The organism is Pseudomonas sp. No.117 (assembly GCF_054558395.1).
On sequence record NZ_BAAJNP010000001.1, the window covers coordinates 123,649 to 132,822 of the forward strand.

Here is a 9,174-nt window from a genome sequence, read left to right on the forward strand (position 1 = left end):
TCAACTGGAGCTGACCATCCTGATGTGCGGCATCTGCCTGCTGGTCCTGGCACTCATCGTCGTGGTGGCCATGCAGGGCCTGGACTGGGGCTGAGCCGGCAGCCTTACCCGACCTTTACCCAGCCTGACGTCGGCTGACAGCCAAAGGTGTTTCATGGTGACGCGGCCTATCGAGCGCCGCGAGGAGAACACCATGGCATCGCGAGCGTCCTTGATTCTGCTGTTGACCGCCACCCTGACCGCCAGCGGCCTGGCCGCTGCCCATGGAGGCCCGGAACCGGAGCGGGCGCAGCCCTGGGTGGGCGGTGGCGCGGCGGCCTTCGGAGAGGGCGGCGTGGTACCGGTCGGCGAATACCGCCGGCATCACCGGCACCATCCCTATTACCGTCGGGATCGCTACCCCTACAGCTATTACCAGCCCTATCCGCAGCCAGGCTATGCCGCCCCGCACTGGCGACCCGTACCGCCGGGCTACTACCCCTACCAGCCGGCCTACGAACCGCGCCCGTACTACGGACCCCCTCGCCATTGGTGAACTGCTTGGCATCGCCAGGGCGAGATGATGGCCTTTTGCGATGAGTCGCACAGGGGAATGTTTGCCATGGGAGCAGAATGCCATCACCCACTGGGCTGTTAGGGCACTGCCAACATGTATGAGAGAGATGACGTAATCTGCATGGCCTGCCTGGCGACCATGGCCGCGGCTTTCACCGGCTTCATCATGGTGATGGCGCTGCTGTGATCGCCAGATAGACGAAACCCCGCCGTGGCGGGGTTTCGGAGGCGGTATGGCGCGGTCCTAGATGGGACGGCTGCCATATTTCCTGTCGGGCTTCTTGGGCGGATCGGCGACGACATTGGCGTCGATTTCCTGCACCTTGCCACCGCGGGCGAGGAAGTCCTGCATGGCCTTTTCCAGGGCATCCCGCTCGCGCTGCTTGGCTTCCACCGAGGGCAATTCCTCGGGTTCGGCTTCGCGCTTCTTCTTCGCCTTGCTGGCGGTCGCCGGAGCTTCGCTGTCGCCACTGTCCTCGGACTCGGCGTCTTCGGTCGCCGCCGCGAAGTCTTCGTTGTCGCCTTCCTCTTCCGCGCCTGCCTCCAGGTCGTCCTGTTCCAGATCTTCGTCGCTCATAAACCGCCTCCAAACATTTTGGCAAAATCGGACCGCGCGTTTTGACGCGGTCTCCGAAAAAAAATTCCTGGCTACTCGCCTTGCAGCGTCGCGATCAGGCGACGCGCGCCACCTTGGTCACGATGCTCGCCCAGGTAGATGCCCTGCCAGGTGCCCAGCGCCAGGCGCCCGGCCTGGATCGGCAGGCTCAGGCTGCAACCCAGCAGGCTGCTCTTGAAATGCGCGGGCAGGTCGTCCGGGCCCTCGTAGTCGTGTTCGTAACCCGCCTGCCCCTGGGGGATGAGCCGATTGAAGAACCGCTCGAAGTCGCGCCGTACCGCCCCATCGGCATTCTCGTTGATGGTCAGGGACGCCGAGGTGTGCTGCAGCCAGAGATGCAGCAGGCCGACCTGGCACTCGGCCAACTCGGGCAACCGCTCCAGCACCTCATCGGTGACCAGATGAAAGCCACGCGCGCGCGCGCGCAGGGAAAAGGTCCGCTGCAGCCACATGAACAACCCCCGCCGACTGACTGGGCGCGCATTCTAGCGCGACGATCGGAAAAGCAAAGCGGTGATTGCTCACCGCCGGCGTGCAGTCTAGACACAGCAGGACGGCGGTTGTTCCAGCCAGCGGGCGGACGCAAAAAAGGCGCCTCGCGGCGCCTTTTTCGACAGCGTCGGCTTACAGGTTGTAGCCACGCTCGTTGTGCAGGGTGAGGTCCAGACCCACGGTCTCTTCTTCCTCGTTGACCCGCAGGCCCATGATCATGTCCAGCACCTTGAGGATCACGAAGGTGACGATGCCGGTGTAGACGATGGTGAAGGCGACGCCCTTGAACTGGATGAAGAACTGCGCGCCGATGTCGGTCACGGTGCCGAAGCCACCCAGGGACGGGGCGGCGAAGACACCGGTCAGCAGGGCGCCGACGATGCCGCCGATGCCGTGCACGCCGAAGGCGTCCAGGGAGTCGTCGTAGCCCAGCTTGCGTTTGAGGCTGGTGGCGCAGAAGAAGCACAGGACGCCAGCGGCCAGGCCGATGATCAGCGAGCCCATGGGGCCGGCGGTACCGGCGGCCGGGGTGATGGCGACCAGACCGGCGACCACGCCGGAAGCGATGCCCAGGGCGCTCGGCTTACCGTGGGTGATCCACTCGGCGAACATCCAGCCCAGGGCGGCGGCGGCGGTGGCGATCTGGGTGGTCAGCATGGCCATGCCGGCGGTGCCATTGGCAGCGGCGGCGGAACCGGCGTTGAAGCCGAACCAGCCGACCCACAGCATGGCGGCGCCGACCAGGGTGTAGCCCAGGTTGTGCGGGGCCATCGGGGTGGTCGGGTAACCCTTGCGCTTGCCCAGGACCAGGGCAGCCACCAGACCGGCGACACCGGCGTTGATGTGCACCACGGTACCACCGGCGAAGTCCAGCACGCCCCAGTCCCACAGCAGGCCGCCGTCGCCGCTCCAGACCATGTGGGCGATGGGGGCGTAGACGAAGGTGAACCACAGGCCGGTGAAGACCAGCATGGCGGAGAACTTCATGCGCTCGGCGAAGGCACCGACGATCAGCGCCGGAGTGATGATGGCGAAGGTCATCTGGAAGGTGACGAAGACGCTTTCCGGGAACAGCGCGGTGGCCGAGGTCACGGCGTCATGCAGCAGGCTGGACAGGAAGGCCTTGCCGAAGCCGCCGATGAAGGAGTTGAAGTTGGTGACGCCCTTTTCCATGCCGGTGGTGTCGAAGGCCAGGCTGTAGCCATAGACCATCCACAGGATGCTGATGAGACCGGTGATGGCGAAGCACTGCATCATCACCGAGAGGACGTTCTTGGCACGCACCATACCGCCGTAGAACAGGGCGAGACCCGGGATGGTCATGAACAGCACGAGTGCCGTCGAGACCAGCATCCAGGCGGTATCGCCACTGTTGATGGCAGGTGCCGCAGCCGCTTCCTGGGCCATGGCCAGGCCCGGCAGCGCTACGAAAGACATGAGGGCTCCTAGCCCTGCGTAGGTGCGCAGAGTCATCGTTGTTTCTCCTGGGGCTCGTGTGGGGTTGGGCGGTCGGTTAGATCGTCAGATGGCGTCTGTGTCGGTTTCGCCAGTACGGATGCGGATGGCCTGCTCGAGGTTCACCACGAAGATCTTGCCGTCGCCGATCTTGCCGGTGTTGGCGGCCTTGGTGATGGCCTCGATGACGCGGTCGAGCTGGTCGTCGGCGATGGCGACGTCGATCTTGACCTTGGGCAGGAAGTCGACGACGTATTCGGCGCCGCGATAGAGCTCGGTATGGCCCTTCTGGCGCCCGAAGCCCTTGACCTCGGTGACGGTGATGCCTTGCACACCGATCTCGGACAGCGACTCACGCACGTCGTCGAGCTTGAACGGCTTGATGATGGCGGTGACTAGTTTCATGAACTTCTCCCGATTGAGTGGACTGGCCCCAGGAAAACAAACCCCGGCCCAAGTCTAGCGCAGTGACCGTCTGTTTAACCGTCGGCATGTCGAACACCGTGGTCACGGTAGAAGCTGCCGGAGGCGCCCCTACCCCAGGCGCCTTCTGACGCCCGTCTCTGCAATCGGCAGTAGCAGAAAGCTTGCCAGGTTTGTGAAGGCGTACGGATTATCAGGGGGTAGCACGCCTGGCGCGCCTCCTGAAGGGGCAGCGGACGCGCCGAAGGGCAACTCTTTGCACCAACAGCGAACAGCTCTGGGCTGGGCTTGGCACCAAAGCGGTGCAAGAGCCGTGGCCGAGGAGGAAAACCCGCTGTGCTATACTCGGGCTTTGCTTTCGCAGGGGATAACCATGTCCACGACCCGTTCGCTGTTCGATTCCCTGACTCAGCAGGCCAGCCGGCTGTTCGGTCAGGACTCGCCGCTGCCCAAGGCGGAAATCGAGAGTCAGTTCAAGGCGCTGCTGCAGGGTGCGCTGAGCAAGCTGGACGTCGTCAGCCGTGAGGAGTTCGACGCCCAGATGGCCGTGCTGGCCCGGACCCGGGCACGCCTGGAAGCGCTCGAAGCGCGGTTGACCGAGCTGGAGAGCGCCAAGCCCCAGGCGGCCACTCCGCCGGTCACCCCGGCCACGGACGTCGCGCCCGCCGACTGAGCCGTACCGGCGCGCCAGGATGGTGCAGCCTCTTTCGTCCAGCGAATCGCGATCAGGGAGAGATCATGTCGCTTGCCCTCGTTCATACCCGTGCCCAGGTGGGCGTCGAAGCGCCCAGCGTGGTCGTCGAGGCTCACCTGGCCAATGGTCTGCCGGCGCTCACCCTGGTGGGCCTGCCGGAAACGGCCGTCCGCGAAGCCAAGGACCGGGTGCGCAGCGCCATCCTCAATGCCGGCTTCGAGTTTCCCAGCCGCCGCATCACCCTCAACCTCGCCCCGGCCGACTTGCCCAAGGACGGTGGTCGCTTCGACCTCGCCCTGGCCATCGGCATCCTGGCCGCCAGTGGCCAGCTGCCGGCGCAGGGCCTGGAGGGCTACGAATGCCTCGGGGAGCTGGCGTTGTCCGGGGCGGTGCGGCCGATCCGCGGCGTGCTGCCGGCGGCGCTCGCCGCCCGCGCGGCCGGACGCGTGCTGGTGGTCCCGCGCGCCAATGCCGAGGAAGCCTGCCTGGCCAGTGGCCTGGCGGTGCTGGCAGTGGATCACCTGCTGGAATTCGCCGGGCACCTGAGCGGCCAGGCGCCCCTGGGTCTTTACCAGCCCAGCGGGCTGCTGCGGACTCCACTGCCCTATCCGGACCTGGCCGAGGTCCAGGGCCAGCAGGCGGCCAAGCGCGCCCTGGTGGTGGCCGCGGCCGGAGCCCACAACCTGCTGCTGGCCGGTCCCCCGGGAACCGGCAAGACGCTGCTCGCCAGCCGCCTGCCGGGTCTGCTGCCACCCTTGGACGAAGAGGAGGCGCTGCAGGTGGCCGCCATCCATTCGGTGGCCGGGCCCGAGCCGCTGCAGCATTGGCCGCAGCGGCCGTTTCGCCAGCCGCACCATTCGGCGTCCGGCCCGGCGCTGGTGGGTGGCGGCAGCCGGCCGGGCCCGGGCGAGATCACCCTCGCCCATCGTGGGGTACTGTTCCTCGACGAGTTGCCGGAGTTCGACCGCAAGGTCCTGGAGGTCCTGCGCGAGCCCCTGGAAAGCGGCGAGATCGTCATCGCCCGGGCGCGGGAACGGGTGCGTTTTCCGGCACGCTTCCAACTGGTGGCGGCGATGAATCCCTGCCCCTGTGGCTATCTCGGCGATCCCAGCGGGCGCTGTCGCTGCAGCCCGGACCAGATCCAGCGCTATCGCGCCAAGCTGTCCGGCCCGCTGCTGGACCGGATAGATCTGCACCTGACCGTGGCCCGCGAGCATCTGCGCCTCGGCGCCCCACCAGCGGCCGAACTCACGACCGCCGAAGCGGCCCGGCAGGTGGCGGAGGCGCGCGCCGTCCAGCTGGCGCGCCAGGGCCGACCGAACGCCCTGCTCGGCCTCGACCAGCTGCATCAGGTCTGTGCCCTGCAGGACGCCGATCAGCGCTGGCTGGAAGGCGCCGGCGAACGCCTGAATCTGTCCCTGCGCGCCCTGCACCGGGTGATCAAGGTGGCCCGCACCCTGGCCGATCTGGCCGGCCAGGCCGACATCCAGCGGGCGCAGTTGGCCGAGGCGTTGCAGTACCGGGCGACGGTCTAGGTCCGCGCTGCGGGCCCGACGGGGCGAGGCGGCTCCTGCAGCCGGTCGCGCAGGACCTGGTTCTCCTGCACCAGCTCGAAGCACATCGCCCGCCACTGGTGGGCGAGCTCCCGATAGTCGTCGCGCTCTCCACGCAGCGTGGTCAGCATGCGCTCGACGGCCTGCACCGTCTCGTTCGATACACCCATGTCATCCCCTCCTTCGATACTGTATTTGCATACAGTAGTCAGAGTATTGCAGCCAGGCAAGCGCCAAGGCGAACGGGAATGAAAAAGGGAGGCCTGAGCCTCCCTTGCGTGAGCTTTTCCGGGATGTCTAGCTGAAGCGACCCACCTCGGCGCTCAGGTCTTCGGCCAGGTGGCGCAACTCGCCGGCGGTGCCGGAGAGCACCTCGGCGGCATCGCGCTGGGCGGCGTTATCCACGGCGATCGCCTGGATGTTGCGGCTGAGGGCCGTGGCGGTGGTGCTCTGCTCGGCAGTGGCCTGGGCGATGCCGGAGAATTGCTCGACCGCCTCGGCGACCTGCCGATCGATGCTGCGCAGCGCCTGGGCCACGTCGGCGTTGCGCGCCAGACCCTGTTCCATCAGCCGATTGCCCTCGTCGATGGCGCCCATGGCACGCTGGGTCTCGCCCTGCACGGCGCCGATCATCTGCGAGATCTCGCGGGTGGCCTCGCTGGTGCGACCGGCCAGTTGCCGGACCTCGTCGGCGACCACGGCGAAGCCACGGCCCTGCTCGCCGGCGCGGGCGGCTTCGATGGCCGCGTTGAGCGCCAGCAGGTTGGTCTGCTCGGCGATCCCGCTGATGACGCCGATGATGCCGCCAATCTGCTGGGAACGGTCATCCAGGCCCTTGATGAGTTCGGCGGTGCTGGCCAGGGAGTCGGCGATCTGCTCCAGCGCGCCCGAGGCGCCCTGCATGGCCTGGGTGCCGGTGCGGGTCTGCTGGGCATTCTCCTGGACCAGGCGCTCGGTGCGCTGCACGCCGTCGGCGATGTTCTGGGCGGTGGCGCTGAATTCCTCCACGGCGCTGGCCATGCTGTCGATCTGGGTCGACTGCTCGGCGGAGCGGCGCAGGGTCTGGTCGGAGAGGTGGCTCAGCTGCTGGGAGCGATCGGTGACCGAGCGCGAGGAGCCACGCACCTGTTCGACGGTGGACGCTAGGGCATCGGCCATCTGGTTGAAGCTCAGGGCGAGTTCGCCGATCTCGTCGTGACTACGGGCCTCGACGCGGACGCTGAGCTGGCCACGACCAAGGGCCTGGGCACGTTCCACCAATTGGGCCAGCGGGCTGAGCTTGCGGCGCAGCAGCAGTACCGAGGCGGCCACCGCCAGCAACAGGGCGATCAGGCTGCCGATGGCCAGGCGCAGGCCGACGGCATGCACGGGAGCGTCCAGCTCGGCCTTGGGCAGGGTGGCGACCACCGTCCAGCCTTCGCCGGCCACCGGTGCGCTGACGCTGAGGAAGTCCTGGTTGCCGTCCTGCCAGCTGTGCTCGCGACGCTTGGGATCGCTCTTGAGCGCGGCGAGCAGCTCATCGGCCTGCTTGGCGTTGGCCGGCGCGACCAGCCACTTGCCCTGCTCGTCGAGCAGCGCCAGGGAACCGGTCTCGCCGATGCGCAGCTGGGCGAGCTGGGCCAGTTGCTGGGCCTGGGCGTCGGTGTAGTCGAAGCCGACGAAGAGCACGGCGATGACCTTGCCGGCGCTGTCCCGCACCGGGGTGTACTGGGTCATATAGGAGCGCCCGAACAGCTGGGCGCGGCCGACGTAGGCCTGACCCTGCAGCAGGCCGGCATAGGCCGGGTGCTTGCGATCGAGCTGGGTGCCCAGGGCACGGCTGCCGTCCTGCTTCTTCAGCGAGGTGGTGATGCGGGTGAAGTCATCGCCATCGCGCACGAAGATGGTGGCGACGCCGCCGGTGAGGCGGGTGAAGTCGTCGACCTGGGTGAAGTCGTTGTTCAGCGCCTTGTCGGCGAACTGCAGGCCGGGCGCGGTGTTGCTGCCCAACGGCAGGCGCTCGCCGGAGAGGCTCAGGCCGCCATCGAAGCGCCGCTCGAACAGGTTGGCCAGGCGCTGCGTACTGACCTTGAGGGTACCGAGGAAGGTCTGCTGCTGATCGGCGAGCAGCTGAGCCTCGCTCCCCAGGTGCTTGCGCTGGGTACCTTCGATCGACACGCTCAGGGCGTGCAGAGCGAACAGGCAGCTCCCGGCGATGACGACCACCAGCACCAGGCTGAGGGCCAAGGCAAGTTGTCGCGCGATACTTTTACGAGGTGGGTTGGACATGACGGCTCCTTCGCGTGCGACTGTCCGGTCGACGCGTGGCATGACAAGGCGAAAGGGACAGCTCTGGAGGCTGCTTGCCAGAAAGGTTCTTTGCCATTATCGGCGCCTTCGGGCGGAACTTCAGTCCATTGCCATAATTGGTATCACGTGTGACGACGAACCTCTGGCAGGGACAGTTGCTGCAGCTCCTGGCGCAGGAAATCCGCCAGCCGCTGGAAGCGTCCCTGGCCACGGCGATTGCGCGGCCAGACCAGGTAGTAGCCGTCGCCGCTGGCCACCGCATCGGGCCATGGCAGGGCGATGAGGCCGGCCGCCACGTCCTCCGCCAGCATCACCAGATCGCCGATGGAGACGCCGTAGCCGCGCGCGGCCGCGGCCATGCCCAGCTCCAGGGTGTCGAACACCTGGCCGCCACCGAGCGGTACCGCCTGGGCCAGTCCCATGGCCTGCAGCCAGCGCCGCCAGTCGCGGCGATCGAAGGTCGGGTGCAGCAGCTCCTCGCGCTGCAGCCGCGCCACGTCCCAGGCACCGGTGCGCGCCGCGGCTGGCGAGCAGACCGGCACCAGCCATTCCTCGAACAGCGGCACCACTTCCCACTCCGCCGGAAAGCGTCCATCCCCAAGGAGCACGGCGCAATCGAAGGGTTCGTGGAAGAAGTCGACGCGATCGCTGGCCATCCACACGCTGGTGAGCTGGATATCCAGCTGCGGACTGACCTGGCGGAAGCGCGCCAGGCGGGCCAGCAGCCAGCGCAGCGACAGGGAGGTGGGCGCCTTCAGGCGCAGGGTCCCCTCTTCCACGGCGAGATTGCCACAGGCCCGCGCCAGCGCCTCGAACCCCTCACTGAGACCCGGCAGCAGCAGCTTGCCGGCCTCGGTCAGCACCAACTGGCGACCGGCGCGCTCGAACAGGCGACAGCCGAAGGCCTCCTCCAGCGTCCGCACATGGCGGCTGACCGCACTCTGGGTCAGCGACAGCTCCCGGGCGGCACGGGTGAAGGAGCCCTGGCGGGCCGCCGCCTCGAACGCCCGCAAGGCATAGAGGGGCGGCAATCGCGAGGAGGTCTCGGTCATGACTCAGACTCATGGATGACATGGCTATTTTCCGATTGTGGGCGG

The 9,174-nt window shown here is 67.3% G+C and carries 10 protein-coding genes; 3 read left to right on the forward strand and 7 right to left on the reverse strand.

Annotated elements, in window-relative coordinates; all coding sequences use genetic code 11:
* Nucleotides 1–193 precede the first annotated feature (193 nt).
* Nucleotides 194–535, forward strand: a complete 342-nt coding sequence (locus tag ACYJP6_RS00580) for a hypothetical protein (RefSeq protein ID WP_459472450.1) — start codon at nt 194–196, stop codon at nt 533–535.
* Nucleotides 536–799: 264 nt separating this feature from the next.
* On the opposite strand, the gene sutA is transcribed toward ACYJP6_RS00580, so the two are convergent.
* From sutA to glnK, 4 genes are all read right to left on the reverse strand, one after another.
* Nucleotides 800–1,132, reverse strand: a complete 333-nt coding sequence (gene sutA, locus ACYJP6_RS00585; protein WP_459472452.1) for a transcriptional regulator SutA — start codon at nt 1,130–1,132, stop codon at nt 800–802.
* A 71-nt stretch (nt 1,133–1,203) separates the two neighbouring features.
* Nucleotides 1,204–1,623, reverse strand: coding sequence for a secondary thiamine-phosphate synthase enzyme YjbQ (locus ACYJP6_RS00590; RefSeq protein ID WP_459472454.1), 420 nt, complete (start codon nt 1,621–1,623; stop codon nt 1,204–1,206).
* Between the two features lie 172 nt (nt 1,624–1,795).
* Entirely contained in the window at nt 1,796–3,136 is a 1,341-nt protein-coding gene (locus ACYJP6_RS00595; RefSeq protein ID WP_459472455.1) for an ammonium transporter, read from the reverse strand.
* 48 nt (nt 3,137–3,184) lie between these two features.
* Nucleotides 3,185–3,523 carry a P-II family nitrogen regulator gene (gene glnK, locus ACYJP6_RS00600; RefSeq protein ID WP_003096476.1) on the reverse strand — a complete coding sequence of 113 codons (339 nt, stop codon included), beginning with the start codon at nt 3,521–3,523 and terminating at the stop codon, nt 3,185–3,187.
* Between the two features lie 391 nt (nt 3,524–3,914).
* Here glnK and ACYJP6_RS00605 point away from each other — a divergent pair, with 391 nt between their 5' ends.
* Both ACYJP6_RS00605 and ACYJP6_RS00610 read left to right on the forward strand, forming a co-directional pair.
* Nucleotides 3,915–4,214: an accessory factor UbiK family protein gene (locus tag ACYJP6_RS00605; RefSeq protein WP_459472516.1), complete on the forward strand. Its 300-nt coding sequence runs from the start codon at nt 3,915–3,917 to the stop codon at nt 4,212–4,214.
* A gap of 65 nt (nt 4,215–4,279) precedes the next feature.
* The gene (locus ACYJP6_RS00610) at nt 4,280–5,770 is read left to right on the forward strand and encodes a YifB family Mg chelatase-like AAA ATPase (RefSeq protein WP_459472518.1); all 1,491 of its coding nucleotides are present in this window, start codon (nt 4,280–4,282) and stop codon (nt 5,768–5,770) included.
* Here ACYJP6_RS00610 and ACYJP6_RS00615 read toward each other — a convergent pair.
* From ACYJP6_RS00615 to ACYJP6_RS00625, 3 genes are all read right to left on the reverse strand, one after another.
* Entirely contained in the window at nt 5,767–5,958 is a 192-nt protein-coding gene (locus ACYJP6_RS00615; protein ID WP_459472520.1) for a hypothetical protein, read from the reverse strand. The two genes, ACYJP6_RS00610 and ACYJP6_RS00615, sit on opposite strands and share 4 nt — an antisense overlap.
* Before the next feature lie 127 nt (nt 5,959–6,085).
* The gene (locus ACYJP6_RS00620; RefSeq protein ID WP_459472522.1) at nt 6,086–8,056 is read right to left on the reverse strand and encodes a methyl-accepting chemotaxis protein; all 1,971 of its coding nucleotides are present in this window, start codon (nt 8,054–8,056) and stop codon (nt 6,086–6,088) included.
* A gap of 143 nt (nt 8,057–8,199) precedes the next feature.
* Nucleotides 8,200–9,129, reverse strand: a complete 930-nt coding sequence (locus ACYJP6_RS00625; protein WP_459472524.1) for a LysR substrate-binding domain-containing protein — start codon at nt 9,127–9,129, stop codon at nt 8,200–8,202.
* Nucleotides 9,130–9,174 lie beyond the last annotated feature (45 nt).

Coding starts and splice junctions, on each gene's coding strand:
- ACYJP6_RS00625 (WP_459472524.1), bottom strand. CDS start 9,129: ATGACCGAGACCTCCTCGCGATTGCCGCCCCTCTATGCCTTGCGGGCG.
- ACYJP6_RS00580 (WP_459472450.1), top strand. CDS start 194: ATGGCATCGCGAGCGTCCTTGATTCTGCTGTTGACCGCCACCCTGACC.
- glnK (WP_003096476.1), bottom strand. CDS start 3,523: ATGAAACTAGTCACCGCCATCATCAAGCCGTTCAAGCTCGACGACGTG.
- ACYJP6_RS00590 (WP_459472454.1), bottom strand. CDS start 1,623: ATGTGGCTGCAGCGGACCTTTTCCCTGCGCGCGCGCGCGCGTGGCTTT.
- ACYJP6_RS00615 (WP_459472520.1), bottom strand. CDS start 5,958: ATGGGTGTATCGAACGAGACGGTGCAGGCCGTCGAGCGCATGCTGACC.
- ACYJP6_RS00595 (WP_459472455.1), bottom strand. CDS start 3,136: ATGACTCTGCGCACCTACGCAGGGCTAGGAGCCCTCATGTCTTTCGTA.
- ACYJP6_RS00610 (WP_459472518.1), top strand. CDS start 4,280: ATGTCGCTTGCCCTCGTTCATACCCGTGCCCAGGTGGGCGTCGAAGCG.
- ACYJP6_RS00605 (WP_459472516.1), top strand. CDS start 3,915: ATGTCCACGACCCGTTCGCTGTTCGATTCCCTGACTCAGCAGGCCAGC.
- sutA (WP_459472452.1), bottom strand. CDS start 1,132: ATGAGCGACGAAGATCTGGAACAGGACGACCTGGAGGCAGGCGCGGAA.
- ACYJP6_RS00620 (WP_459472522.1), bottom strand. CDS start 8,056: ATGTCCAACCCACCTCGTAAAAGTATCGCGCGACAACTTGCCTTGGCC.